Here is a 25,846-nt window from a genome sequence, read left to right as displayed (position 1 = left end):
GGCGTCAATCCTGCACGGGCCGCAAGGGCAGGCCGACCGGGGGCGGGATCTGCTCGACGGTGATCCGCTGGCGGAACACCCAGTACGTCCAGCCTTGGTACACCAGCACGACCGGCGTGACGAGCAGCGCCGCCCAGCTCATCACCTTCAGTGTGTACGGCGTCGAGGACGCGTTGTGGATCGTCAGGTCGAACGCCGCGTCGATGGTCGAGGGAAGCACATTCGGGAACAGCGACCCGAACAGCAGCGCGGTCGCCGCCGCGACCGTCACCGTGGTGCCGGTGAACGCCCACCCGTCACGTTGCGCGAGTTCGGCGGCCACCGCGACGGCCAGGCCGAGTACGGCCAGCCCCAACGGGATCCACGTCCAGCCCGCACCGTAGGACAGCTGGGTCCACAATCCGAAGCCGCCGACCACGACCACCGTCGGGGCCGACAGCAGCCGGGCGGCGCGCCGTGCGTCGTCGCGGACCTCGCCCGCGGTCTTGAGCACCAGGAACATCGCTCCGTGCAGCGCGAACAGCAGCCCGGTCGCCAGCGCGCCGAGCAGGGCGTAGGGCCCGAACAGATCCGCCACCGAGCCCGCGAACTGCTTCTTCTCGTTCAGCGGAACGCCGTGCACCACATTGGCGAACACCCATCCCCAGGCCAGCGCAGGAACCCAGGAACCGATGCCGATGCCGATGTCGCAGCGGGCCCGCCAGCGCGGGTCGTCGATCTTGCCTCGGTATTCGATGGCGCAGATCCGCAGGATCAGCGCGACGAGCACCAGCAGCAACGCCAGGTAGAAGCCGGAGAACAGGCTGGCATACCACTCCGGGAACGCGGCGAACATCGCCGCGCCCGCCGTGATCAGCCACACCTCGTTGGCGTCCCACACCGGCCCGATCGTGTTGAGCACCGCGCGCCTGCGGCGGTCGGACCCCTTGCCGAGGACCGGCATGAGCATGCCGACGCCGAAATCGAAGCCCTCCAGCACGAAGTAGCCGGTGAACAGCACGCCGATCAGGACGAACCAGAACTCTTGCAAACTCATCGCCGGCTCCTAGTAGGCGAACGAAAGTTGTTCGACGGCAGTTTCTTCGGCACGGGCGCCGCCCGAAGACGCGTCCGTGTCCTTCGGCTCCGTCGCGGCGCGCACGGCCGGGTCGGGTCCGTGGATCACATACCGGCGCATCAGGTAGAACCACACGATCGCGAGCGCGCCGTACAGCAGCGTGAAGGTGATCAGCGAGAAGAGCACGACGCCGGGCGAGTGGTTCGACACGCCTTCCTGCACGGTGAGGCGCAGGTTCGGATCGCCGGTGGGATTGGGCGCGACCACCCAGGGCTGGCGGCCCATCTCGGTGAACACCCATCCGGCGCTGTTGGCCAGAAAGGGCGTCGGGATGGCCAGCAGGCTCAGCCAGGAGAACCAGCGCTGGTCGGGTACCCGCCCGCGACGGGTGAGCCACAGCCCGGCGAGCGCGAGCAGCGCCGAGCCCGCCGACAAGCCGATCATGGCGCGGAACGACCAGTAGGTGACGAACAGGTTGGGCCGGTAGTCGCCGACGCCGAACTTCTCGTTGTAGGCCTTCTGCAGGTCGACGACGCCGTCCAGCGTCACGCCGGTGAACTCGCCCTTCGCCAGCCACGGCAGCACGTACGGCACTTCGAGTACGTGCGTCACGCTGTCACAATTGTTGTGCGTACCGACGGTGAGCACGGAGAAGTCGGGGTCGGGTGCGGTGTGGCACAAGGATTCCGCCGAGGCCATCTTCATCGGCTGCTGCTCGAACATCAGCTTGCCTTGCACGTCACCGGTGTAGACCAGCGCGGCCATGGACACGATCAGCACCGCGATGCCCGCCCGTGCCGCGGGCCGCCACATCGCCCGCGCCTCGGCCATTTTCGCCGCATCGCCGCTGCGCGCGTTACGCACCATCCACCAGCCCGCGATGCCGGTGACGAACGTGCCCGCTGTGAGGAAGGAACCGGCCACGACGTGCGGGAAGGCCGCCAGCAATGTGTTGTTGGTGAGCACCTCCACGATGCTCGCCAGTTCCGCTCGGCCGGTTTCCGGGTTATAGCGGGCGCCGACCGGATGCTGCATGAACGAGTTGGCCGCGACGATGAAGTACGCCGAAGCGTTCACGCCGATCGCGACCATCCAGATCGCGCCGAGATGCAGCAGTTTCGGCAATCGGGTCCAGCCGAAGATCCACAGGCCGAGGAAGGTCGACTCCATGAAGAAGGCGATCAGGCCTTCCAGCGCCAGCGGTGCGCCGAAGACGTCGCCGACGAACCGGGAGTACTCGCTCCAGTTCATGCCGAACTGGAACTCCTGCACGATGCCGGTCGCGACGCCGAGCGCGAAGTTGATCAGGAACAGCTTGCCGAAGAATTTGGTCAGCCGCAGCCAGTGCTGCTTGCCGGTGACGACCCACGCCGTCTGCATGGCGGCCACCAGCGGCGCGAGACCGATGGTCAGGGGCACCAGGAGGAAGTGATAGACGGTCGTGATGCCGAACTGCCATCGGGAGATGTCCAAGGCGTTCAAGCCGGCCTCCTGCGTGTCTACGACGTGTCGTAGTAAGCCTACGTCGGAGGCGATTCCGGACAATGAGTCCTAGACCACGCACCAGGGCTGATTCCGCCCGTTTCGGCCCGTTTCCCGTGCTCATCGCCGCCCCGCGCCCGTCCGGGTAGGACGGAGATCACGGAGCGACGCTGATCACCACCAGGCGCAGGCCGTCACCAGTCGCCGATGGCTCCCGCCCGCTCGATGCCGCGATCGACCAGCCCGATGATCTCTTCGGCGTTGTCCGGAGCGGACATCCGCAGCCCGTCGAGCGAATTGACCCGCGCCGCAAGGGAGATGCTCGAGAGCATCCAGATGCTGTCGCAGGTGAGCAGGTCGGCGGTGAACAGCGAGTCGTAGCGGCATTGCCAGCCCGCCTTCTCGGCTTCGGCGAACAGCGCGCGCTGGGTGACGCCGGGCAGCACGCCGTTCTTCGCGGGCGGGGTGATCAACTGCTTGTCGCGGGCGATCACCACGGAGGAGCGCGGGCCCTCCAGCACTCGGTTCTCGGTGCTGGTGAAGATCACGTCGTCCGCGCCCATTCGCGCGGCGAATCGCAGGGCGGCCATGTTGGTGGCGTAGGACAACGTCTTGGCTCCGAGCAACTGCCACGGCGCGGCCTGCGCGAGGTCGATCGAGATGCCGCGCGACAAGGTCACCACGGCGACGCCTTCGGTGCGGGCCTTCGCCACGCGCTCGGGCACCGGCGCCACGAGCACGAAGGCGGTCGGCACCGGCACGGCGGCTGCGAGGTCGCCGGTCTTGACCTTGTCGGGGGTGCCGGCCAGCTCGGAGTCGCGGCCGCGAGTCAGCACCAGCCGCATCACGCCTTCGCGTTCGCTACCCCACTCCTTGGCGGCGGTCTCCACCGCCTCACGCCATTTGCCCAGTTCCGGCTCGGGCAGATCGAGCGCCTGTGCGGAGCGACGCAGTCTGCCTAGATGAAATTCGACCGCGCACGCGACTCCCGCGCGCACGAGCACCGTTTCGAAAACACCATCGCCACGCAATACGCCGATATCGTCCGCGAACAGCAACGGCGCGTCCGCATCTCGGACCGCGCCATCGAGAGTTACCAGAACTCGATCCACCATGCGACGAGCGTAGGCGGTGTGAGCGGACAATGCCTATGTCACGGCCGCTTTTGCCAGACCTTTTGTGGAGCCGCACCACAGCGCCCGCCGTAATGCTCGGACAATGCCGATCGGCTATGCCGGACTCCGGCCCCGTAGCCCGGTTCGCGCACCGCTGGACGACGCCGCCTAAAGTGGGAGGGGTGTCCGTGGTCGTTGCGCCCAGCCCCCTGCTCAGTGTGTCGGGAGCCGTCGCGGGAGCGGCGGGTTCGCCCGATGCCGCCGTCGCCTGGCATTACGGCGATCCGTTCGGTGAACAGCGCGCCGCGGCGCAGCGCGCCGCGATCGTCGACCGTTCGCACCGATTCGTCCTGCGCATCACCGGCGCGGAGCGGTTGACCTGGTTGCACACGATCTCCAGTCAGCATGTCGCCGCCTTGGGCGACGGGCAGTCCGCCGAGAACCTCGATCTCGATCTGAACGGCAGGGTCCAGCACCATTTCGTGCTCACCGAACTGGACGGCACCGTCTGGATCGATACGGAGGCCGAGCGCGGACCCGACCTGCTCGCGTTCCTGCAAAGGATGGTGTTCTGGGCCGACGCCAAGCCGGTCGAAGCCGCCGACCACGCCGTGCTGAGCCTGCTCGGACCGGAGGTCGCCGGGCTGACCGAGACGCTCGGCATCGCCGCCCTTCCCGGTGTCTACGAGGCGACACCGCTGCCCGGCGGCGGTTTCCTGCGCCGAATGCCGTGGCCGACGGCCGACGCCTTCGACCTGGTCATCCCGCGCGACCGGTTGACCGACTTGTGGACCGGGCTCACCGCGGCCGGCGCCACCCCGGCGGGGATGTGGGCGTTCGAGGCGCTGCGCGTCGCCGCCGTTCGCCCGCGGATCGGGCTGGACACCGACGAGCGGACCATCCCCCACGAGGCCCGCTGGATCGGCAGCGTGGCCGAACATGGAGCGGTCCACCTGGACAAGGGCTGCTATCGCGGCCAGGAGACCGTGGCCCGAGTGCACAACCTCGGTAAGCCGCCGCGGCACTTGCTGCTGCTGCACCTGGACGGCTCGGCGGACGAGCGCCCGGCCACCGGCGACGACGTCACCGCGGGTGGCCGCGCGGTCGGCAGGCTCGGCACGGTCATCGATCACTACGAGTTCGGCCCGATCGCCCTCGCCTTGGTCAAGCGCACGGTTCCGGCGGACACCGCGCTGGTCGCGGGGCCGGTCGCGGCGTCCATCGACCCCGATTCGGTCCCCACCGACGACGAGCCGCAGGCGGGCCGCCTCGCGGTCGACCGGCTGCGCGGGCGCTGATCCGTTGGCGAAACACCGGCCGGCATGGGGCTTCTCCCCGCCGACAGCCCCACCCCTGCTCAGTGCCGAGCTCCCCATCCGTGACGAGAGGAGCGCCGCCCGTGCGCGTCGGTGATATCGGAGAAGTGCTCGCGGCGTGCGTCGTGCACGCCGAGATCGAGGTGCCGGGACGGGTCGGTCGCAGCGCGATCGATAAGCGACCGGTGGCGGGGCGCGTCGCGGTGCGCGCACTCGGCTTGGCCGGCGATCACGTCTGCAACACCAAGGACCACGGTGGCGTGGACCAGGCCGTCTACGCCTACGCCGACGAGGACGCCCGCCGCTGGGGCACGGAACTGGGGCGGGAACTGCCCGCGGGATGGTTCGGCGAAAACCTCCGTGTCCGTGGCCTTCCGGTCAGCGACTCGGTGATCGGCGCACGCTGGTCGGTCGGCGACACCTTGCTGGAGGTCAGCGCCCCGCGCGTGCCGTGCGCCTCGTTCCAGCACTGGAGCGGCGAGCAGCAGTGGGTCAAGCGGTTCACCCTGCGCGGCGACACCGGCGCCTACCTGCGGGTGCTCACGGAGGGCACGATCGCGGCGGGCGACCGGATCTCGGTGGTGCACGTCCCCGAGCACGGCGTCACCGTCCGCGACCTGTTCACCGGCGCCGATCCCGACCTGCTGGCGATCCTGCTCGCCGACGAGCCGACCGTCTCCGACGACGTGCGCATGCAGGTGGAACGGCACGCGCGCAGGCATGGCCGCGCCGCCACCCACCGGCACACGACGACGAGCACCGATGACATCGCCGCGGGGGTGCAGCCATGAGTGTCGAGCTGGTCGAAGTCGTCCGCTCCGGCTTCCGCGAATGCGTGCACCGCGGCTCGGTGGTGGTGCTCGACGCCGCGGGTGAGCCCGCCCTCGAACTCGGCGAAGTGCACCTGCCGATCTTCCCGCGCTCGACGAACAAGCCGATGCAGGCGATCACCCTGCTGCGCAACGGCTTCGAGCCGCTCGACGACGCCGAACTGGCCATCGCGACCGCCTCGCACTACGGCGAACCGGACCACATCGCGCTGGTGCGCAGGTTGCTGGACCGCTTCGGGCTGCCCGATACCGCGCTGGCGTGCCCGGCCGACCTGCCGTACGACGAGCGAGCCCGCGTCGCGGCGCTGCCGGGCGGACCTCATCCCCTCTACATGAACTGCTCGGGCAAGCACGCGGCAATGCTCGCGACCTGCACGGTCAACGGCTGGCCTACCGCCGGCTACCAGGATCGGGCACATCCGCTACAGCGCGCGGTGATCGCGACGGTCGCCGACCTGACCGGCGAGCCGGAAACCGATCTGGGCATCGACGGCTGCGGGCTGCCGATCATCCCGGTCTCGCTGGTCAACCTCGCCCGGGTGTTCTCGACCATGGCGACGGCCGAACCCGGCACCCCGGAACGCCGGGTCGCCGACGCGGTGCGCGCGCATCCACGAGTGATTTCCGGCACGAACGCGCCCGACCTACTGGCCATGCAGGCCACTCCCGGACTGGTCTGCAAGATCGGCGCGGACGGTGTGCACGCCGGCGCGCTGCCGGACGGATCGGCGTTCGCCTACAAGATCGAAGACGGCCACGATCGCGCTCGAATGCCGCTGACGCTGGCGATTCTGCATCGGATGGGGATCGAGTGGACCGCCGCGCACGCGGAACTGGCGGCCCCGGCGGTGCTCGGCGGAGGCGCACGCGTCGGTGTGATTCGCGCCATACCTGGAGTCGTCTAGCTATTACACGCCGGGGCGACAAGCGGGCAAACGGCACCAGTTCGGGAGTTCTTCACCCACTCCTGGAAGCGAGACCGCCGGACACACGCTAAAGTGTCTGTCAGGAAGAGTATTAATTCGAACGGGGCCGCCACCAAACCCCAGGCCGCCCCGCTGTGACGCGAGGGGGTCAGCCATGGGCCGTGGCCGGGCTAAGGCAAAGCAGACCAAGGTCGCACGCGAGCTGAAGTACAGCTCGACGCCGACCGACTTCGCGAGCCTTCAGCGCGAGCTTTCGGGAAGCCCCAACTCCCAGCGGAGTGGTGGTGTGCTGTCCGATGAGCACGACGCGGACGACTCTTTGTCCCGCTGGGACGAGGACGACTACGACGACTGGCGCCGCTGACTCCGATCTACGTCTGAAGGGGGAGGCCGACGGGCCTCCCCCTTCGAGCGTTGTCGCGGGTTGACGTCACAGGCGCCGAAAAGGCTTGCAACACAACAGAGTCCCGCATCGAACGAGGATGCGGGACTCTGACGTGTCTTCGCCGCGGTCAGAACCGCGGATGCTCCCCGACCAGGACGGCGCGCAGGGCGTCGGCATCCTTGGCCTTCTTGACCGTGCCCAGGGTCCAGCACTCGATGTGCCGCGCGGTCAGCACCGCCAGCGCCCGGTCCACGTCCTCCGGGGCGACCACGGCGACCATGCCGACCCCCATGTTGAAGGTCTTCTCCATCTCGGCCCGCTCGACCCGGCCACGCTGGGCGATCATCTTGAACACCGGCGCCGGATTCCAGGTGCCGCGATCCAGTTCGGCCACCAGCCCCGCGGGCAGCACCCGGGCCAGGTTCGCGGCCAGGCCACCGCCGGTGACATGGGCGAAGGTGCGCACGTCGGTCTCGGCGATCAGCGCGAGGCAGTCCTTGGCGTAGATCCGGGTCGGCTCGAGCAGTTCCTCACCCAGGGTGCGGCCGAATTCCTCGACGTGGCCGGTCAGCGACATGCGGTCGATGTCGAGCAGCACCTTGCGGGCCAAACTGTAGCCGTTGGAGTGCAGGCCCGAGGACCCCATGGCGATCACCACGTCGCCGGGCCGGACCCGGTCCGGGCCGAGCACAGCGTCGGCCTCGACCACGCCGATGCCGGTGGCGGACAGGTCGTAGTCGTCGGGGTCCATCAGCCCGGGGTGCTCGGCGGTCTCGCCGCCGAGCAGCGCGCAACCGGCGCGCACACAACCCTCCGCGATACCGGAGACGAGTTCGGCGACCTTCTCCGGGACGACCTTGCCGATGGCGATGTAGTCCTGCAGGAACAGCGGCTCCGCGCCGCAGACCACGAGATCGTCCACCACCATGGCGACGAGATCCAGGCCGACCGTGTCGTGCTTGTCCATCGCCTGCGCCACCGCGATCTTGGTGCCGACGCCGTCGGTGGACGCCGCCAGCAGCGGTTCCCGGTAGCCGCCCTTCAGCGCGAACAGCCCGGCGAAGCCGCCGAGGCCGCCTTGGACCTCGGGCCGGGTCGCCTTCTTCGCCAATGGCCCGAACAACTCGACTGCGCGGTCACCTGCCTCGATGTCCACGCCTGCCGCGGCGTACGAGGCACCACCACTGGGGGTCTGTTCAGTCATTTTCGGGGAGAGCTCCAAACCGAATCGGCGGATAGATGCCTGCTCACGCTACCGGAGGCGGATAACGAGCCCGCACCGGTGTTGGCTCGCCCTCTTGACAATAGGGCACGGCGAACCGTAAAGCGGACGATCAGTCGGTCTCCGTCCCGTCGAACCGTTCGGCCTGCTCCCGCCGCCCGCGTTGGCGCACCGGGTCGGGTACCGGCACCGCGGCGACCAGCCGTCGGGTGTACTCCTCCCGCGGCGCTCGCAGGATCCGATCGCGATCACCCTGCTCGACCACCGCTCCGTCGCGCAGCACCACGATCCGGTCGGCGAGCTGGTCGACCACTGCCAGGTCGTGGCTGATGAACAGACATGCCCAGCCGCATTCGCGCTGCAGTTGCCCGAACAGCTCCAGTACCGCCGCCTGCACCGAGACGTCCAGCGCGCTGGTCGGCTCGTCGGCGACCAGCAGGTCCGGGTCGAGCACCAGGGCGCGGGCCAGGCTGGCGCGCTGCCGCTGCCCGCCGGACAGTTCGTGCGGGTAGCGGTGTTCGGCGCCCGCGGGCAACCGCACGTCATCGAGCAGTGCGCGCACTCTGGCGCGGATCTGCGCCGAACTTCCGGCGTTGTGCACGATCAGCGGCTCGGCGACGCACTCCCCCACAGTGAGCCGGGGGTTCAGTGAACTGGCCGGGTCCTGGAAGACGAATCCGAAGCGCCGGCGGATCGGCCGCAATTTGCGCGGCGACAGCCGCGCGATGTCCTGCCCTCGCACCCGCACCGTCCCGGACGTCGGCCGTTGCAGGGCGGCGACGCAGCGGCCGATGGTCGACTTGCCCGATCCGGATTCACCGACCAGGCCGAGCGTCTCGCCGGGGCCGATGCGCAGGCTCACCCCGTCCACGGCGCGGAAACGCGGCCGTCCGAATGGGCCGGGAAACTCGACCACCAGATCGCTGACCTCGAGCACCGGATCGCCCTGGCCGTCGGGGCTGTCCGTCGGGCCGTGCTCGATCTGCTCGGCGCCCAGATGCGGCACCGCGGCCAGCAGGGCGCGTGTGTAGGCCGCGGTGGGACGGGCGAACAACTCGTCCACCGGCGCCTGCTCGACCACCGCGCCGTCGCGCATCACCACTACGCGGTCGGCGATGTCGGCGACGACGCCCATGTTGTGGGTGATCAGCACGATCGCACTGCCGATCCGGTCGCGCAGGTCCCGCAGCAGGTCGAGGATCTCCGCCTGCACCGTGACATCCAACGCCGTGGTGGGTTCGTCGGCGATGATGACCTTTGGTTCACAGGCGATCGCGATGGCGATCACAACGCGTTGTTTCTGTCCGCCGGAGAGCTGGTGCGGGTAGTAGTCCACCCGCTGCTCCGGGTCGGGCAACCCGACCAGGCGCAGCAGTTCCACCGCGCGCGCCTTCGCAGCTTTTCTGGTCAGCCGCGTGTGGGCTCGCAGCGCCTCGCCGATCTGGAAGCCGACGGTGAACAGCGGGTCCAGCGCCGAGCCGGGTTCCTGGAACACCATCGAGACAGCGCCACCGCGCAACGCGGTGAGCTGCTTCTCGCTCATCGCGGTGACCTGCTCGGTGCCCAGGGTGACCAGGCCGCGCACGGTCGCCGTCTCGGGAAGCAACCCCATCGCCGTGCGCGAGCTCACCGACTTGCCCGAACCGGATTCCCCGACGATGGCCAGCACTTCGCCCGGATAGACCTCGTAGGAGACGTCGGTGACCGCGTGGACGGGCCCCGCGTCGGTGGCGAAGGTGACCGACAGCGATTCGATGGACAGAGCGGGACGGCCCCGGTCCGCCGTGACCGACTCAGTCATCGGCCGCTTCCCTTCCACCGTTCGGCGCGAGAACGGGCGCGCTCGCCACCGCCACGGCACGACGAGTGCGCAGGATCGGGTTGAGGACCTCGTTCAGGCTCTCGCCGACCAAGGTCATGCCGAGCACGACGAGCACGATGGCGACGCCGGGGAAGACGCCCGTCCACCAGATGCCGTTGGACACGTCCGACAGCGCTTTGTTCAGATCGAAGCCCCACTCCGCAGCCTGTGTCGGCTCGATGCCGAAACCGAGGAAGCCCAGTCCGGCCAGTGTGAGAATGGCCTCCGACCCGTTGAGCGTGACGATCACCGGCAGCGACTGGGTGACGTTGGCCAGGATGTGCCGGAACAGGATTCGCGCCGTCGACGCACCGGTCACCCGCGCCGCGTCGACGTACGGCTCCTGTTTCACGGCCACGGTGGCGTTGCGCACCACCCGGAAGTACTGCGGCACGAAGACCGCCGTGATGGCCACCGCCGCGGACAGCACACCGCCCAGGCTGGTCGATCGGCCGCCCGCGACCACGATGGACACCACGATCGCCAGCAGCAGCGTGGGGAACGCGTACATGGCGTCCATGAACAACACGAGCAGCCGGTCCGGCCACCGGCCGACATAGCCGGACAGCAGCCCGAGCGGCACACCGATCAGCAGCGAGAGCACCAGCGATATCGCGATCACCCACAGGGCCGTCCGCGCGCCGTAGACGACCCGGGAGAACACGTCTTCGCCACGCACCGAGGTGCCGAACCAGTGCTCCGCCGACGGGGCTTGCTGGCGGGCGAAATCGACACCGTCGGCGGCGCTCTGCGCGAATCCGTACGGCGCGATCAGCGGAGCGAAGACGGCGGCGACCACGAAGACGCCGACCAAGACGAGTCCGAGGATCAGCGTCGCGCGCTGCAACCCCGCGGTCATCGAGAACAACCGCAGGCCCGGCACGCCCCGGCGCGCCACGGGCGGCAGGATCGGAGGTTCGTTCAGCAATTCCGGAGCGGTCATCAGAACCTCACTCTCGGATCGATCAGCGCCACCACGACGTCCACCAGGAAACTCATCACCGCCACGATGAGCGCGATGAACGCGACGATGCCCTGCACGGCGATGAAGTCGCGCGCGGACAGGTACTGCGCGAACTGGTAGCCGAGCCCCTTCCACTCGAACGTGGTCTCGGTGAGCACCGACGCGCCGAGCATCATGGCGATCTGCATGCCCATCACCGTGACGATCGGGATCATCGCGTTGCGGAACGCGTGCCGGCCGGTCACCACGCGGCGGGAAAGACCGCGCGCCCGTGCGGCGTCCACGTAGTCGGCGCGAAGGGTCTGGATCAGATTGATCCGGACCAGGCGCAGGAAGATGCCCGCGGTGAGCAGGCCCAGCGCGATGGCGGGCAGTACCGCGTGTTTCAGCACGTCGATCAGGTATCCGGTGTCGCCGTAGAGGATCGCGTCGATCACCATGATGTTCGTTTTCGGTGAGACGTGTTGCAGCCGCAGCTCTACGTTCGTGCTGGCCCGGCCCGCCACCGGCAACCAACCCAGGCGCACCGCGAACACCAGTTTCAACAGCAGGCCGACGAAGAACACCGGCGCGGCGTAGAACAGGATGGCCAGCAACCGCAGCGTCGTGTCCGCGGCCGAATCCCGGTGGGTCGCGGCGTATCTGCCCAGCGGGACGCCGATCGCGAACGCGACGACCAGCGCCCAGCACACCAGCTCCAGCGAGGCCGCGCCGTAGGTGACCACCACCTCGCTGATCTCCCGATTGTCCTGGGAGCGACCGAGATCACCGTGCAGGAGCCCGGACAGGTAGCCCCCGTACTGGGTCAGGATCGGCCGGTTCAGCCCGGCCGCCTCCTTGCGTGCCTCGATCTGCTCCTGGGTCATGCGCCCGCCCATGGCCGCGCTGATCGGATCGCCGACCACCCGCATCAGGAAGAACACGACCGTGACCAGGATCCACGCGGTCACCGGGATCAGCAGCAGGCGGACGCTCAGGTAGCGCAGCAGCGCGCGATGGCGCGAGTCGTCGCCACGTCGCCGCAGGCCGGAGGGCCGGGCCAGGATCGGTGTCGGCGCGCTGTCCGCCGATATCGTCGTCCCGGGCCCGGCTGTGTCGCCGGAACTCACTTGCTCAGCACCGTGTAGCGGAACTTGAACGACGCGTCGAGCGTCTGTTCCACGCCGTGCACTCCGGCGGCCGACACCGCGATCTGCTTGCCGGACAGCAGCGGGACGATCGGCAGGAAGTTCTGCGCGAGATCACGCTGCACCCGCTGGATCTGCGCGAGCCGCTGGTCCTTGTCGGGCTGGGTAGCCTGGGCGATCAACTGCGCGGAGATGCCCGGGTCCTCGAAATGCGATTGCAGGAAGTTGTTCGGGCCGAAGAACGGGGACAGGTAATTGTCGGGGTCCGGGAAGTCCGGGAACCAGCCGAACTGGAAGAGCGGGTACCCGTCGCGGGCGCGTTCCCGCTGATAGGTCACCCACTCGGTGGATTGCAGGTTCACCCGGAACAGGCCGGTGGCCTCCAGCTGCGACTTGATCGCCGCGTACTCCTCCGAGCTGCTGGAACCGTAGTGGTCCGGGTTGTACTGGAGATTCAGCTCGACCGGCGTCGGCACCCCGGCGTCGGCCAGGATCTTCGCCGCCTGGTCCTTGTTCGGCTGGGCGCCGTAGATGTCCTTGAACGGCTCCGCCGCACCCGGCACGCCCTGCGGCACGGACGAATACGCGGGCAGATACGTCTTCTTGTAGACGCCGTCGGCCAGCGCGGCCCGGTCGACGGTGGACGCGACGGCCTTGCGCACGGCCAGTTTCTGCGCGGGCGTGCCGCCCGGCATGGTGTTCAGGTTGAACACGATGTAGCGCAGTTCGCCACCGGGGCCCTCGTGCACGGTGACCTTGCCGTCGCCGCGCAGCGACTCGATGTCGGTGGGCGTGAACGACCGGTACCCGACGTCGAGCGAACCGTTCTGCAGGTCCAGCTTCATGTTGTCGGTGGTCGCGTAGTACTTCGTGGACACCGTCTCGGTCTTCGGCTTGCCGAGGATGCCGTTGTAGTCGGCGAACGCCCGATACTCGACCAGTTTGTTCTTGTCGTAACCGGCGATGGTGTACGGGCCGGAGTAGCCCTTGCCCTGCACCACGTCCTGGTCCGGCAGAACCCGGTCCGGCGGGTACACCTTCTCGTCGACGATCGGCCCCGCCTGAGTGGGCAGGATCGCGGGGAAGGTCTGATCGTTGGCCACCTTCAACGTGAACGCGACGGTGCGGGCGTCCACCACGTCGGTCTTCTCCAGGTTGCCCAGCAGCGACGCGGGGCCGTTCGGGTCGTTGATCCGCAGCATCCGGTCGAAGGAGAACTTGACGCTGGTCGCGGTCAGCGGGTTGCCGTTGGCGAACTTCAGGCCGTCCTTCAACGTGCAGGTGTACACCGTGGGCGCGGTGAACTCGCACTTCTGGGCGGCGTCCGGCTGCGGCGTCGCGTCGCCGGGCGCGAAGTTGAGCAGGTACTGGTAGATCTGCGTCTCGGCGACCAGTGAGCCGTTGTCGTAGGCGGCCGCCGGATCGAGCGAGAAGATCTTGTCGGTGGTGCCCGCCACCAAGCCGCCGCCGTCGTCCTCACCGGTTCGCCCGGAACCGCAGCCGGCCAGTACCGACGCCGCCAGCGCCAGCAACCCGAGGGCCGCGATGGTTCGCGTCCCGCTCCGTCGCCCCAACCTCGAATTCCTCATCACGGCCCCACTTCTCGAGCGCCGCACCGCGTTCCGCTGGGATCGCAGGCCCGGTGCGGACACGGGTGAACTTCCGATCTGATCGGCACCGTACCTACGAAGCATTTTCGGCACGTTACGTTTTCGAAGAAAATTCGCGAGCCCGTCAGCAGGCATTATGCGCGGCGCCTACGACCGCGGGGAAATACCGGTCGTACGTCCAGAATTGCCGCGGAGCGCTGGGCGTGGTGTCTCGAGTACGCCAGACCACACTGCGCGACAGTGCATGACGGTACCCATGAACGCTTGCGACGAAACCAGCACGCGCCGCGGTGCAGAGTGATCCGGCGGTCGCCCGGAGCGGGCAAACCACCGGATCGGTGATCAGAAGCCGCTCACGGGCGGCTGAGCGCGCTCGCGTTCGCGTTCTCGCCCAGCAGCACGGCCTCGGACTGGCCGGTGAGCATGCCCTCGAGCACGTTCTTCCCGATGGCGGCCTCGGTGGGCAGCGGGATCGGGTAGTTGCCGTCGAAGCACGCGGCGCACAGCCGCGAGCGCGGCTGTTCGGTCGCGGCGACCATGCCGTCGAGCGAGATGTAGCCGAGGGTGTCGGCGCCGATCGAGCGGCGCACGCCCTCGACCATGTCCGCGACGTCACCCTCGGTTCCCGCCCCGTTGGCGATCAACTCCGCGCGGGAGGCGAAGTCGATGCCGTAGAAGCACGGCCACTTCACCGGCGGCGAGGCGATCCGCACGTGGATCTCCACCGCGCCCGCCTCGCGCAGCATCCGAATCAGCGCGCGCTGGGTGTTGCCGCGCACGATCGAGTCGTCCACGACGATCAGGCGCTTGCCCCGGATGACCTCGCGCAGCGGATTGAGCTTGAGCCGGATGCCCAGCTGCCGGATGGTCTGGCTGGGCTGGATGAACGTGCGACCGACGTAGGCGTTCTTCATCAGACCCTGGCCGTAGGGCACGCCCGACCCCTGCGCGTAGCCGACGGCGGCCGGGGTCCCGGATTCGGGGACCGGGATCACCAGGTCGGCGTCGACCGGGTGCTCCTTCGCCAGGCGCCGGCCGATCTCCACCCGGGTGGCGTGCACCGAACGGCCCGCGATGGTGCTGTCCGGCCGGGCCAGGTACACGTACTCGAAGACGCAGCCCTTGGGCTCGGGGTTGGCGAAGCGCATCGAGCGCACGCCGTCGGCGTCGATCGCCAGCAGTTCGCCGGGTTCGATCTCGCGGACGAATGCGGCGCCGACGATGTCCAACGCGGCGGTCTCACTGGCAACGACCCAGCCACGCTCCAGCCTGCCCAGGCACAGCGGGCGCACGCCGTGCGGGTCGCGCGCGGCGTAAAGGGTGTGCTCGTCCATGAACGTCAGGCAGAACGCGCCCTTCAAGGTGGGCAGCAGTTCCATCGCGGCCTGCTCGATGCTGGAGTCGGCGGAGGCGTGCGCGAGCAGCGCGGTGACCACGTCGGAGTCGGAGGTCGCCGCGGCGGGCTGCGGGCGGCCGCCCCGCACGGAGGCGCCGAGCAGTCCGAGTTCGCGTGCGCGACCGGCCAATTCGGCGGTGTTGACCAGATTGCCGTTGTGGCCCAGGGCAACTCCGGAACCGACCGCGGTGGTGCGGAAGATGGGCTGGGCGTTCTCCCAGGTCACTCCACCCGTGGTGGAGTAGCGGCAGTGGCCGACGGCGATGTGGCCCGGCATGGCTGCCAAGGTCTGCTCGTCGAACACCTGGCTGACCAGACCCAGATCCTTGAAGACGAGAATCTGCGAGCCGTCCGACACCGCGATGCCCGCCGCCTCCTGCCCACGGTGTTGCAGAGCATAGAGCCCGTAGTACGTGAGTTTCGCCACTTCTTCGCTCGGCGCCCAGACTCCGAAGACTCCGCACTCCTCGCGCGGCTCGTTCTCGTCGACGTCCGGGGCGGGACAGGAGGTGGCGGAAATGCTCTGGACCGGCAGTTCGGCGTTGGTCACCGTTTGCTCCCTGTTCGGGCGGGCTGGGGGCAGATTTCATTCTACGGGTGGACAGCCGTGCTTTCGCACCGCCGCCGCATCCGAGCAGCAATCCGGCGCGACCGAAGCGGGGCCGACGCGGGCCGCACAGCTGTTACGGTGCGCACCGTGACGACTACGGACGACGCGGGCACGACGGAGTCGGGTGCGACTCCCGCGCGCAGGCCATGGCCTCGGATGGTGCTCTTTCCCCTCGCCGTGTTGAGCTTGCTCACCGCGCTGCTGGGCATCATGTACCTCGACTATGTCGTCGATCCGGAGAAGAACCTGCACGACTTCCCGATCGCCCTCGTCAACCAGGACGTGGGCGACACCATCGGCAGCGGGGACAGCGCGCAGCAGGTGAACTTCGGCGACCAGATCACTCGCGCGCTGGCCGACGGGGTGCCCTCGGACAAGGTCGACCTGCGTGTGATCAGCATCAACGAGGCCGAGCGACAGATGCAGTCCGGGCAGGTCTACGGCGCGATCGTCATCCCGAGCGATTTCAGCAAGCGGCTCGGCAATCTGGGTGTGGGCAGTGTCATACCGGGCGACATCCCGCGACCGATCATCACCGTGCAGACGAACCCGCGCACCGGCGCGTTCGGCACCCAGATCGTGCTGCGGGTCGGGAACGAGGCGCTGGCCGAAGTGAACAAGCAGGTCGGCAAGCAGCTGCTCGACCAGGTCACCGCGCAGCTCGCCCCGCGGCCCGGCGGTCCGCCCGCGCCGCAGCTGACCGGCGCCACCAAGGTGGCGCTGGCGTCGCCGATCGAAGTGGTCACCCAGCAGTACCACCCGCTGCCGCACGGCAGCGGCCAAGGGCTGACCGCGTTCTTCTACTCCTTGTTGCTGCTGCTGGCCGGGGTGGTCGGCGCGATGGTGATCCACACCATGATCGACGCGCAGCTCGGCTTCGTGCCCACCGAGTACGGCCCGTGGTACGTGCACTACCCGCCGACGCCGATCTCGCGGTTCAAGACGCTGCTGATCAAGTGGGGCGTGTTCGTGCTGGCGGCGAACATCGTCGCGGCGGTGTTCCTGGTCGTCGGTGAGCTGCTGGACATGCCGATCGGCAATCCGCTCGCCCTGTACCTCTACAGCGCGCTCGCCATGATCGCCGTCGGCGTGACCGGGCTGTCCATGCTGGCGGCGATCGGCTCGGCGGGCCTGCTGGTGAACCTGATCCTGTTCGTCATCCTCGGGTTGCCGTCCTCCGGCGGCACCGTGCCGATCGAGGCGACGCCGCGGTACTTCGGCTGGCTCGCCTCCTTCGAGCCCATGCACCAGGTGTTCCTCGGGGTGCGATCGATCCTGTACTTCGACGCGAATTTCGAGGCGGGACTCACCCGCGGCGTATGGATGGCCGTCCTCGGGCTGGTGATCGGGCTGGTCTTCGGCGCGGCGGTCACCCGCTTCTACGACCGCAAGGGGCTGGAGCGCCGCAACATCATCCAGGCGTGACGCCCGCAGGCGCCGCGTACGCGCGGCGTCAGGCGGCGGCCCGGACGATCGGGAGCCAGTGGGCGATCTCGGCCGCGCGGGTGCCGGATGCGCTCACCGCGCCGGAGTCGAGGGCGTCGTCGAATTCGAGCAGGCCGGTGGCCAAGAGCAGCCACGTGCGCGGGTCGGTCTCGACGACGTTCGGCGGGGTGCCTCTGGTGTGCCGCGGCCCCTCGACGCACTGCACCGCGACGAACGGCGGCACCCGCAGCTCCACGGAGTGCCCGGGCGCGGAGACCGCCAGCGAGCGCGCCGTTGTCCGCACGGCCGCCCCGAGGTCGGCGCGGGCGGGCGGATCGACCGATTCATCGCGCAACCACTCGCTCACCGCCGCCACCGCTGCCCGCATCTGAGCGGGGTCGACCGTCCCTCGTCCTGCCACCTTCCCGACCCTACTTCCCCGCGCCGTCCTGGACTCGCGCACCGAACCCTCGAGGCGGCGGGCCAGGCGGGGAGCGATCGCACCACCCGCGTTCATGGCCAGGTGCAGCAGCGCCGGAGCGACGACGCCCGCGGTGTGGCGGCGCAGCCAACCGAACACGAGACCGCCCGCCGTGGTGACGGCCACGGTGGCGGGAACACTGTCACCTACGGCCCGCGCGGGTGCGATGTGCCAGAGCCCGAAGACGGCCGCGCCGAGCAACGCGCCTGCTCGCGGACCGAAGACGTTGTCGAGCAGCGGATCCAGCGTGCCGCGGAAAACGAGTTCCTCGCTGTAGACGGTCCCGAGGGGAATGTGCACCGCCGCCCACTCGGTGGTCGACACGTCAGGGCCGCGTTCGGCGAGTTCGGCCAATTGCCATCGCAACGACGGAACGGCAAGGGCCGAAGCGTAACCGGCTGTCACCGCCGAGGCGGCGACCAGCCCATGGCGAACGCCACGCACCGACCACCGGCCCGGGTCGGCGCGCAGCGCGAGCGCGTACAGGGTGGCGAAACCGGCATTGGCCGCCGTTCGCGCGCGTATACCGAGACCGAGGCGAGGCAGGACCGCGTTGCTCCAAGCGAGCGGAACAGCCACCGCCACAAGCGCTCTCGCGGCCACGCCGGAACTCACTTGGTCTCTCGCTCGTAGTCCTCCGCGGCCTCGACCACGGCCCGGATCCGTTCGGCGCGCTCGGCGGTCCAGTCCGGCGGCGCGGCGATGGCCGCCCAGCCGTCCAGCACCAGGCTGCCGTAACGGTGTCCGTGCCCGTCGGTGACGCCTTGCGCGTTGGTGAGATCCGCGGCCACCTGCCAGAACGTGACGAACGGCCACCAGCGCATCTGGGAGGAGACGTCCGAGCCGCGCGGCTCCGACAGCCAATCCGGCCGGGAGAAGATCAGATCCGGCGACCACCAGACGATCGGGTCGGACGCGTGCTGCAGATACGCGATGCGCGGAGGCCGCCACTCCGACGAAGGCCGCGCCAGGTCGGCGCTGTCGGTGGCGAATCGCACCACGAGCCCGTCCGCGTACAGCGGCTCGACTTCCCTGGACCCCGGATCGCGGCGGGCGACGAACTGCTGCCACAACCGGTTGGAGTTGGGCGGGCCCACCCACAGCGCGCCGTCGACCTTGGCCCGCAGGTCGGCGAGGCCGTCGAACGCCGCTTCGGATCCCTGCGAGCCCAGACTCTCCCCGTACACCAGCAGTTTGGGCCGAACCTCCGGCGGCCGCGCGGTCCAGTGCTGGTACACCGCGTCGAACACGTCCCGGCCCGCCGCGGCGGCTTTGTTGCGGTCGGCCAGGAACGACAGCACGCTCGGCAGGTACGAGTACTGCGTGGCGACGATCGCGGTGTCGCCGTCGTACATGTACTCGATCGCCCCCGCCGCCAGCGAGTTCACCCATCCGGTGCCGGTGGTGGTGACCACCACGAGCGCCTTCCGATCGAACGCTCCGGTCCGCTCCAGTTCCGCCACCGCCAGCTCGGCCGGTTGCTGGTCGCCTTCGACCGATTCCAGGCCGACGTAGGCTCGGATGGGTTCCTTGGCCGGACGGCCGGTGACCGAGGTGATGCGGCTCGCCGTGGGGCCGTGCGAGACGAACCAGCGCCCCTCGAACCCCAAGGTCTCCCATTTCGCGAGCGAGGTCGGGCTGCCGGAGCGCTCCGGTTGCTGCGGCTGGACCGCGTTCGCCGAGGTGTGGTCGTTGCGCACGCTGAAAGCCGAGTTGGCTACCGCGAAGAACGCCTGGGTGGCGACACCGTTGAAGATCGTCACCGCCAGCACCACCAGCACCAGGAACCCGGCGGCCGGCGCGAGCTCCCGTGGCACTCGCACCCACCGGTTGAGCACGCGAGCCAGGAACAGGATGATCTCCCGCAGCGTGCGGTAGACCGCGACCGCCGCGGCGCCGACGGCCAGGCTGAGCAGACCGGTGCGCAGATAGGCGGGCGTGGTGGTGCCTTCCATGCCCATCAACGCGGTGATCTCGCGCTGCCACCGCGCCGACTGCACCAGCATCAGCGCGGCGCTCAGCGCGGCGGTGAGCAGCACCGCGGACTTGACCGCGTATCGCGCCCACGTCGGCGGCGGCGAAATCTTCAACCGCGGCCGCACCCACAGCCGGAACAGCCATTCCAGCAAACAGCCCGCGCCGTACCCGATCGCGGCATTGATCCCGCTGATCAACCCTTGGAACAACCAGTCGCGCGGCAGCAGCGACGGCGTCACCGACAACGCGAAGAACACCGTCGCCACCACCAAGCCGACGTAATTCAGATCGATGACGTCCTCGGCGCGCCGGGTCATCGCGACCGCGCGCGTGCGCAGCTTCCGCATGGTCCCGGCGGTCTCCAGCATTCGATCAGTATGGCGGTCGCCACCGACCGTCCGGCGCGTCGCCCGCCGCGACGCGGTCGCACCGGGACGCGGATCACACCGGCCGCGGCCTAGGCAACTACCCACGCCGCTCGAGTAGTTGTACACAGGTGCCTACGCCGCGTCGTCCGGAAACTTTCTGTCCATGAGCACCACGACCGCGCGGCAGAAGGCCAGCGCCGCTTACGTCGCCCAGGCCGCGATCGCGTTCGGCATCAGCTTCGTCGGAGCCGGTATCGGAATCTACGCGCTGCCCTTGGACGTCTGGCAGCGCGGGTTCCTCGGGATGTCCATGCTCTTCCTGGTCACGAGCACCTTCACGCTCGCGAAGGTGGTCCGCGACCAGCACGAGGCGGCGACCATCCACGGTCGCATCGATCAGGCGCGGATGGAGAAGCTGCTCTCCGAGCACGATCCGTTCAATTCCGTCGCCTGAACCCGCGCACCTGGGCGGGCCCGGCAACGAGGGGTCCAGGCCCGCCCAGGTGGGCGGTTCGTCAGACGGCGCCCGCGCCGAACAGTTTCGGAAGGGTGCCTTCGTGCGCGGCCCGCAATTCGTCCATGGTGATCGAGAACTGGCCCTGCACCTCGACCGAATCCGAGCCCTGGTCGACCACGCCGATGCGCACCCACGGCAGTTCGCGGGCGGTGCACATGCGGGTGAACCTGGTCTCCTCCGAGCGCGGAACGGCGACAAGTACGCGGCCCGCCGACTCGGAGAACAGGGTGACGAACGGGTCCGCGCCCTCGGGCAGCAGGATTCGGCAGCCGGTCTCCCCGGCGAGCGCGGCTTCGACGACAGCCTGGGCGAGACCGCCCTCCGAGAGGTCGTGCGCGGCGCTGATCATGCCGTCGCGCGAACCGGCGGTGAGCACCTCGGCGAGCAACTGCTCGCGGGCGAAGTCGACCTTTGGGGGGACGCCGCCGAGATGGTCGTGCGCCACCTGGGACCAGATGGACCCGCCGAACTCGTCGCGAGTCTCGCCGAGCAGGATCAGCGTCTCGCCCGGTTCCAGGCCGACCCCGGTCGGAATGCGGCGGTGCACGTCGTCGATCACGCCCAGCACGCCGACCACCGGGGTCGGCAGGATCGCGGTCTGACCGGTCTGGTTGTAGAAGCTGACGTTGCCGCCGGTGACCGGGATGCCCAGCGCCACGCAGCCGTCCGCCAGTCCGCGCACCGCCTGCTGGAACTGCCACATCACCCCGGGATCCTCCGGCGAGCCGAAGTTCAGGCAGTTGGTGACCGCCTTCGGCGTCGCGCCGGTGGTGGCCACGTTGCGGTAGGCCTCGGCCAGCGCCAGCTGCGCACCGGCGTAGGGGTCCAGCTTGGTGTAGCGGCCGGACGCGTCGGTGGCCAGCGCGATGCCGCGTCCGGTCTGCTCGTCGATCCGGATGACGCCCGCGTCGGCCTGGTCGGCGAGCACGGTGTTGCCGCGCACGTAGCGGTCGTACTGCTCGGTGATCCACTTGCGGCTGCACAGCTGCGGGCTGGAGATCATTTGGAGCAACGTGGCGCGCAGTTCGTCGGCGGTCTGCGGCCGGGCCAGCCGGTCCGGGGTGTCGGCGATCAGCGCGTCCTGCTCGTCGGGGCGGGCGACCGGACGCTCGTAGACCGGGCCCTCGTGCGCGACGGTGCGCGGCGGCACGTCGACCACGGTCTCCCCGTGCCAGGTGACCACCAGCCGGTCACCGTCGGTGACCTCGCCGATCACCGTGGCCAGCACGTCCCACTTGCGGCACACGGCCATGAACGCGTCCACGTTCTCGGGCGTGACGACCGCGCACATGCGCTCCTGCGATTCGCTGGAGAGCACTTCGGCGGGCGTCATGCCTGCCGCGCGCAGCGGCACCTTGTCCAGCTCGATGTGCATGCCGCCGTCCCCGGCCGCCGCGAGCTCGGAAGTCGCGCAGGACAATCCGGCGCCGCCGAGGTCCTGGATGCCCACCACCAGTTTCGCCGCGTACAGCTCGAGACAGCACTCGATGAGCACCTTCTCGGTGAACGGGTCGCCGACCTGCACCGAGGGCAGCTTCTTGCGGCCGGAACCGGACTCGTCACCGGAGAAGGTGTCCGAGGCCAGCACCGAGACGCCGCCGATGCCGTCCAGGCCGGTGCGCGCGCCGAACAGCACGATCTTGTTGCCGGTGCCGGACGCGAACGCCAGGTGCAGGTCCTCGACCCGCATCACGCCCGCGCACAGCGCGTTCACCAGCGGGTTGCCCTGGTAGGAAGCGTCGAACACGGTCTCGCCGCCGACATTCGGCAGGCCAAGCGAGTTGCCGTAACCGCCGACGCCGCGCACCACGCCGTCCACCACGCGCCGGGTGTCGGCCGCGTCGGCCGCGCCGAAGCGCAGCTGGTCCATCACCGCGATCGGGCGCGCGCCCATCGCCATGATGTCGCGCACGATGCCGCCGACGCCGGTGGCCGCGCCCTGGTACGGCTCGACATAGGAGGGGTGGTTGTGACTTTCCACCTTGAAGGTGACCGCCCAGCCGTCGCCCACGTCGACGACGCCCGCGTTCTCACCGATGCCGGCGAGCATGGACGCGCGCATCTCGTCGGTGGTGGTCTGGCCGAAGTAGCGCAGGTGCACCTTCGAGGACTTGTAGGAGCAGTGTTCGCTCCACATCACGGAGTACATCGCCAGCTCGGCGTCGGTGGGCCTGCGACCGAGGATCTCCTTGATGCGGGCGTACTCGTCGTCTTTGAGGCCGAGTTCTTTGTAGGGTTGCGCCACATCGGGGTTTGCTGCGGCTGCGCTGACGGTGTCGACCTGCGGAGTCACGGAGTACCAGGGTCCTTTCGGCCGGGCATAGTGAAAGCGACGATCCTTGTCACTGGGCGGCGGCGAGATGCCTAGGTGTAAGTCTAGAGGCAGTGGGTACGGGCTATCCGCACCGGCTACTCTGAGCCCGTGAACGAAGGATCGGGGGTCGCGAATCCGGGTGAGAGATCGGTCACCTCGGACGGCGCACCGACCCGGAGCGGGGGATCGGGAACCGCGCCAGGCGACGCGTCGCCGAACCTCCGGTCACCGCAAGTACGCTGGCTGATTGCCGCTATCGCGTTGTTCGCGGTGTCGGCGCTGGTCTCGCTGCTGGCCCACTGGTGGCACGGCTACATCGACCTGCAGGTCTACCGCAACGGAGCCCGGGTCTGGTTGGACGGCGGCGACCTCTACGGCCCGATGCCGCCGGTGGAGGGGATCGGGCTGCCGTTCACCTATCCGCCCTTGGCCGCGTTGTTCTTCGCGCCGCTGGCCCTGATGCCGCTGGTTACCGCCGAGGTGCTGGTGGTGGCCACCTCCGTGGTGAGCCTGAGCATCTCGCTGTGGCTGGTGCTGGCGCGCCTGCGTCCCGAGTTGTCCCGGCCGGCCGTGCTCGCCCTGGTCATCGGCGCGGTGGCGGTGGCGCAGTTCTTCGAACCGATCCGTCAGACCTTCGGCTTCGGCCAGATCAACCTGGTGCTGATGGCCGCGATCACATTGGACTGCCTGGTGCGCAAGCCGTTCTGGCCGCGCGGCATGCTGATCGGCATCGCGGTGTCGGTGAAGCTGATCCCGGCCGGTTACCTGCTGTACTTCGTGCTACGCAAGGACTGGAAGGCCGCGGGCACGCTGGTGGTCTCCGCGATCGCGGCGGTCGGTCTCGGATTCCTGTTGTTCCCCGGCGATTCCGTGGACTACTGGTTCCACACTCTCGCCGACACCGGCCGGATCGGGCCGCCGTACTTCGCGGGCAATCAGTCCATCAAAGGCATGGCATTCCGTCTTGGCATCGACGACACGGCGGCCACCCTGGTGTGGGTCACGCTGTCGGTGCTGGCCGTCGCGCTCGCCGCGGTGTGGATGCGCAGGTTGATCGAGGCGGGCGCGACCGTGGCGGCGCTGCTGGTGAACGCCGCGGCGGTGCTGCTGGTATCGCCGGTCTCCTGGTCGCATCACTGGGTGTGGATCGCGCCCGCACTGGTGGTCACCGCCGATCTCATGGTGCGCGGCAAGCGCGGTCCGCGAGTGATCGGCCTGGTCACGGCGGCCGCCGTGGTGTTCCTGATCGGCCCGCACTGGCTGCTGCCGCACTCGCGCGACCGCGAGCTGGAGTGGGCCTGGTGGCAGCAGATCATCGGAAGCACCTACGTACTGGCCACTTTCGCCGTGTTCGCCGTCGCGGTTTTCACCTACCGCCCGTCGATCTCGGGCGTGAGGAAGGCGGCCAGCGCCGCGGCGTAGGCCGGGACGTCGAACGCGCCCATCAGCTCGCGCGCCGAATGCATCGCCAGCTGCGGCGCGCCCACGTCGACGGTCGGCATGCCGGTGCGCGCTGCGGTCATCGGCCCGATCGTGGAGCCACACGGTAGGTCGGCCCGATGCACATAGCGCTGCAACGGGACCCCGGCCTGGGCACAGGCCAGCGCGAACGCGCCCGCGCCGGTGGCGTCGGTGGCGTATCGCAGGTTCTGGTTGACCTTCAGCACCGGCCCGCCGTTGACCTCGATCCGGTGCGCGGGCTCGTGCCGCTCCGGATAGTTCGGGTGCGTAGCGTGCGCCATGTCTCCGGACGCGCACACCGAACCGGCCAGCGCGGCAAGGTAATCGGCACGGCCGCCGCCGCGCGCGAGCACGATGCGTTCCAGCACGGCGGGCAGCAGGTCGGACTGGGCGCCGCGGTCGGACTGACTGCCGACCTCCTCGTGGTCGAACATGGCCAGCACCGGGATCGCCGCGCCCGGCTCGTCGATCGCGGCGAGGAACGCCCGCAGACCCGCGAAGCAGGTGCCCTGGTTGTCCAGGCGCGGCGCGCTGACCAGATCCTGGTCCCGGCCGATCAGCCTGCTCGGCGTCAGATCGTGGGTCATCAGCTCCCAGCCGAGCACGTCGCCGGGATCGACCTCGACCCGATCGGCCACGAAATCGATGAACGCGGCCGCCTCGTATCCCGCGCCCCACACCGCGTTGACGTGCCGCTGCGGGTCCAGCGTGACGCCCTTACGGTCCTCGGACAGGTGGATGGCCAGCTGCGGCACCCGCAGGATCGGCTCATCGATGCGAACCAGGTGCTCCCGCAGGGTGTTTCCGTCGCGCACGCTGAGCCGCCCCGAGACGCCGAGCTCGCGGTCCAGCCACGAGTTCAGCCACGCGCCGCCGTACGGCTCCAGCCCGACCAGCTGCCAGCCCGCCGAGGTCAGGTCGGGATGCTGCTTGACGCGCAGATTCGGACTGTCGGTGTGCGCACCGACCACGCGGAACGGAGTCGCGCCCGCGCCGTCCCCGGCCGCCCAGGCGACCAGCGACCCACCGCGAACCACGTAATGCCTGCCCGAGCCGTCCGCGGGCCAGGGCTGCGACTCGGCGAGCCGGGTGAACCCCCGCTCCGCCAATTCCGCGGCGACCGTGCGACAGACGTGGAACGGCGACGGAGACGCGTCGATGAACGCGCACAACCCGGCGGCCGTGGCGGCGGTGGTGGAGACGGGCATGCCTGCGATCCTAGGCACGCGATCGGTGACCGGCGCGCCCCGGTCGATCACCAGGCGTGGCGAATACCGGTGGAAACGGTATGGCCGATCCCGTAATCACGGCATCCGGATCGCCACTCGGCACCGCGTGTTTCGTGCTGACGCATAAGGGGCCGGAATGGTCTGGCGACAGATCACGAATCGGACGTTCGCGG

General features: G+C 69.1%; 20 protein-coding genes and 1 pseudogene. 7 read left to right on the top strand and 14 right to left on the bottom strand.

The window, feature by feature from the left end; genetic code table 11:
• Nucleotides 1–4: 4 nt before the first annotated feature.
• From cydB to QMG86_RS01485, 3 genes are all read right to left on the bottom strand, one after another.
• On the bottom strand, nt 5–1,036 hold the full coding sequence (cydB, locus tag QMG86_RS01495; RefSeq protein ID WP_281877211.1) for a cytochrome d ubiquinol oxidase subunit II: 1,032 nt from the start codon (nt 1,034–1,036) through the stop codon (nt 5–7).
• A gap of 9 nt (nt 1,037–1,045) precedes the next feature.
• Nucleotides 1,046–2,539 (bottom strand): cytochrome ubiquinol oxidase subunit I, encoded by a 1,494-nt coding sequence (locus QMG86_RS01490; protein ID WP_281877209.1) that lies wholly within the window; start codon nt 2,537–2,539, stop codon nt 1,046–1,048.
• 194 nt (nt 2,540–2,733) lie between these two features.
• On the bottom strand, nt 2,734–3,654 hold the full coding sequence (locus QMG86_RS01485) for an aminodeoxychorismate lyase (protein ID WP_281877207.1): 921 nt from the start codon (nt 3,652–3,654) through the stop codon (nt 2,734–2,736).
• 182 nt (nt 3,655–3,836) lie between these two features.
• Here QMG86_RS01485 and ygfZ point away from each other — a divergent pair, with 182 nt between their 5' ends.
• The 4 genes from ygfZ to QMG86_RS01465 all read left to right on the top strand — a co-directional run bounded on the left by ygfZ (nt 3,837) and on the right by QMG86_RS01465 (nt 7,090).
• Nucleotides 3,837–4,952, top strand: coding sequence for a CAF17-like 4Fe-4S cluster assembly/insertion protein YgfZ (ygfZ, locus tag QMG86_RS01480; RefSeq protein ID WP_281877206.1), 1,116 nt, complete (start codon nt 3,837–3,839; stop codon nt 4,950–4,952).
• Between the two features lie 101 nt (nt 4,953–5,053).
• On the top strand, nt 5,054–5,761 hold the full coding sequence (locus QMG86_RS01475) for an MOSC domain-containing protein (RefSeq protein ID WP_281877205.1): 708 nt from the start codon (nt 5,054–5,056) through the stop codon (nt 5,759–5,761).
• The gene (locus tag QMG86_RS01470) at nt 5,758–6,705 is read left to right on the top strand and encodes an asparaginase (protein WP_281877204.1); all 948 of its coding nucleotides are present in this window, start codon (nt 5,758–5,760) and stop codon (nt 6,703–6,705) included. Before QMG86_RS01475 ends, QMG86_RS01470 begins: the two co-directional genes overlap by 4 nt.
• A 175-nt stretch (nt 6,706–6,880) precedes the next feature.
• Nucleotides 6,881–7,090 carry a DUF3073 domain-containing protein gene (locus QMG86_RS01465; protein ID WP_063053670.1) on the top strand — a complete coding sequence of 70 codons (210 nt, stop codon included), beginning with the start codon at nt 6,881–6,883 and terminating at the stop codon, nt 7,088–7,090.
• Between the two features lie 148 nt (nt 7,091–7,238).
• Here QMG86_RS01465 and purM read toward each other — a convergent pair whose 3' ends face one another.
• The 6 genes from purM to purF all read right to left on the bottom strand — a co-directional run bounded on the left by purM (nt 7,239) and on the right by purF (nt 15,841).
• On the bottom strand, nt 7,239–8,315 hold the full coding sequence (gene purM, locus QMG86_RS01460) for a phosphoribosylformylglycinamidine cyclo-ligase (RefSeq protein WP_159842220.1): 1,077 nt from the start codon (nt 8,313–8,315) through the stop codon (nt 7,239–7,241).
• A 130-nt stretch (nt 8,316–8,445) separates the two neighbouring features.
• Nucleotides 8,446–10,134, bottom strand: coding sequence for an ABC transporter ATP-binding protein (locus tag QMG86_RS01455; protein WP_281877202.1), 1,689 nt, complete (start codon nt 10,132–10,134; stop codon nt 8,446–8,448).
• Nucleotides 10,127–11,137 (bottom strand): ABC transporter permease, encoded by a 1,011-nt coding sequence (locus QMG86_RS01450; RefSeq protein WP_434085521.1) that lies wholly within the window; start codon nt 11,135–11,137, stop codon nt 10,127–10,129. The genes QMG86_RS01455 and QMG86_RS01450 overlap by 8 nt, the downstream gene beginning before the upstream one ends.
• Nucleotides 11,137–12,147, bottom strand: coding sequence for an ABC transporter permease (locus tag QMG86_RS01445; RefSeq protein ID WP_281880722.1), 1,011 nt, complete (start codon nt 12,145–12,147; stop codon nt 11,137–11,139). Before QMG86_RS01445 ends, QMG86_RS01450 begins: the two co-directional genes overlap by 1 nt.
• Before the next feature lie 116 nt (nt 12,148–12,263).
• Nucleotides 12,264–13,832, bottom strand: a complete 1,569-nt coding sequence (locus QMG86_RS01440; protein WP_434086188.1) for an ABC transporter substrate-binding protein — start codon at nt 13,830–13,832, stop codon at nt 12,264–12,266.
• A 416-nt stretch (nt 13,833–14,248) separates the two neighbouring features.
• Nucleotides 14,249–15,841: an amidophosphoribosyltransferase gene (gene purF, locus QMG86_RS01435; RefSeq protein ID WP_281877200.1), complete on the bottom strand. Its 1,593-nt coding sequence runs from the start codon at nt 15,839–15,841 to the stop codon at nt 14,249–14,251.
• Between the two features lie 216 nt (nt 15,842–16,057).
• Here purF and QMG86_RS01430 point away from each other — a divergent pair, with 216 nt between their 5' ends.
• Nucleotides 16,058–17,326, top strand: coding sequence for a YhgE/Pip domain-containing protein (locus QMG86_RS01430; protein WP_281880721.1), 1,269 nt, complete (start codon nt 16,058–16,060; stop codon nt 17,324–17,326).
• A gap of 28 nt (nt 17,327–17,354) precedes the next feature.
• Here QMG86_RS01430 and QMG86_RS01425 read toward each other — a convergent pair whose 3' ends face one another.
• The 3 genes and pseudogenes from QMG86_RS01425 to QMG86_RS01415 form a co-directional block, all read right to left on the bottom strand.
• Nucleotides 17,355–17,747 carry a sterol carrier family protein gene (locus QMG86_RS01425; protein WP_434085661.1) on the bottom strand — a complete coding sequence of 131 codons (393 nt, stop codon included), beginning with the start codon at nt 17,745–17,747 and terminating at the stop codon, nt 17,355–17,357.
• A 147-nt stretch (nt 17,748–17,894) separates the two neighbouring features.
• Nucleotides 17,895–18,107, bottom strand: a pseudogene (locus tag QMG86_RS01420) (CPBP family glutamic-type intramembrane protease); the annotation flags it as partial.
• A 311-nt stretch (nt 18,108–18,418) separates the two neighbouring features.
• On the bottom strand, nt 18,419–20,152 hold the full coding sequence (locus QMG86_RS01415) for an alpha/beta hydrolase (protein WP_281877199.1): 1,734 nt from the start codon (nt 20,150–20,152) through the stop codon (nt 18,419–18,421).
• A 163-nt stretch (nt 20,153–20,315) separates the two neighbouring features.
• Here QMG86_RS01415 and QMG86_RS01410 point away from each other — a divergent pair, with 163 nt between their 5' ends.
• The gene (locus QMG86_RS01410) at nt 20,316–20,606 is read left to right on the top strand and encodes a YiaA/YiaB family inner membrane protein (RefSeq protein ID WP_281877198.1); all 291 of its coding nucleotides are present in this window, start codon (nt 20,316–20,318) and stop codon (nt 20,604–20,606) included.
• Between the two features lie 61 nt (nt 20,607–20,667).
• Here QMG86_RS01410 and purL read toward each other — a convergent pair whose 3' ends face one another.
• A complete protein-coding gene (gene purL, locus QMG86_RS01405) occupies nt 20,668–22,962 on the bottom strand; it encodes a phosphoribosylformylglycinamidine synthase subunit PurL (RefSeq protein WP_281877196.1) in 2,295 nt (764 codons plus the stop codon).
• Between the two features lie 129 nt (nt 22,963–23,091).
• Between purL and QMG86_RS01400 the strand changes: the two genes are divergently transcribed.
• Nucleotides 23,092–24,405: a glycosyltransferase 87 family protein gene (locus QMG86_RS01400; protein ID WP_281877195.1), complete on the top strand. Its 1,314-nt coding sequence runs from the start codon at nt 23,092–23,094 to the stop codon at nt 24,403–24,405.
• Here the strand turns inward: QMG86_RS01400 and QMG86_RS01395 are convergent.
• On the bottom strand, nt 24,354–25,652 hold the full coding sequence (locus QMG86_RS01395) for a M18 family aminopeptidase (RefSeq protein ID WP_281877194.1): 1,299 nt from the start codon (nt 25,650–25,652) through the stop codon (nt 24,354–24,356). The two genes, QMG86_RS01400 and QMG86_RS01395, sit on opposite strands and share 52 nt — an antisense overlap.
• Nucleotides 25,653–25,846 lie beyond the last annotated feature (194 nt).

Origin of the sequence: Nocardia sputorum (assembly GCF_027924405.1) — a bacterium.
Classification (GTDB): Bacteria; Actinomycetota; Actinomycetes; order Mycobacteriales; family Mycobacteriaceae; genus Nocardia; species Nocardia sputorum.
This window is presented reverse-complemented; position numbering and strand designations above follow the sequence as displayed.

Bases quoted from the DNA above. Each gene is read 5' to 3' on its own strand.
- cydB (WP_281877211.1), bottom strand. From the start codon at position 1,036: ATGAGTTTGCAAGAGTTCTGGTTCGTCCTGATCGGCGTGCTGTTCACC.
- QMG86_RS01485 (WP_281877207.1), bottom strand. From the start codon at position 3,654: ATGGTGGATCGAGTTCTGGTAACTCTCGATGGCGCGGTCCGAGATGCG.
- QMG86_RS01470 (WP_281877204.1), top strand. From the start codon at position 5,758: ATGAGTGTCGAGCTGGTCGAAGTCGTCCGCTCCGGCTTCCGCGAATGC.
- QMG86_RS01465 (WP_063053670.1), top strand. From the start codon at position 6,881: ATGGGCCGTGGCCGGGCTAAGGCAAAGCAGACCAAGGTCGCACGCGAG.
- purM (WP_159842220.1), bottom strand. From the start codon at position 8,315: ATGACTGAACAGACCCCCAGTGGTGGTGCCTCGTACGCCGCGGCAGGC.
- QMG86_RS01455 (WP_281877202.1), bottom strand. From the start codon at position 10,134: ATGACTGAGTCGGTCACGGCGGACCGGGGCCGTCCCGCTCTGTCCATC.
- QMG86_RS01450 (WP_434085521.1), bottom strand. From the start codon at position 11,137: ATGACCGCTCCGGAATTGCTGAACGAACCTCCGATCCTGCCGCCCGTG.
- QMG86_RS01430 (WP_281880721.1), top strand. From the start codon at position 16,058: ATGGTGCTCTTTCCCCTCGCCGTGTTGAGCTTGCTCACCGCGCTGCTG.
- QMG86_RS01415 (WP_281877199.1), bottom strand. From the start codon at position 20,152: ATGCTGGAGACCGCCGGGACCATGCGGAAGCTGCGCACGCGCGCGGTC.
- QMG86_RS01410 (WP_281877198.1), top strand. From the start codon at position 20,316: ATGAGCACCACGACCGCGCGGCAGAAGGCCAGCGCCGCTTACGTCGCC.
- QMG86_RS01395 (WP_281877194.1), bottom strand. From the start codon at position 25,652: ATGCCCGTCTCCACCACCGCCGCCACGGCCGCCGGGTTGTGCGCGTTC.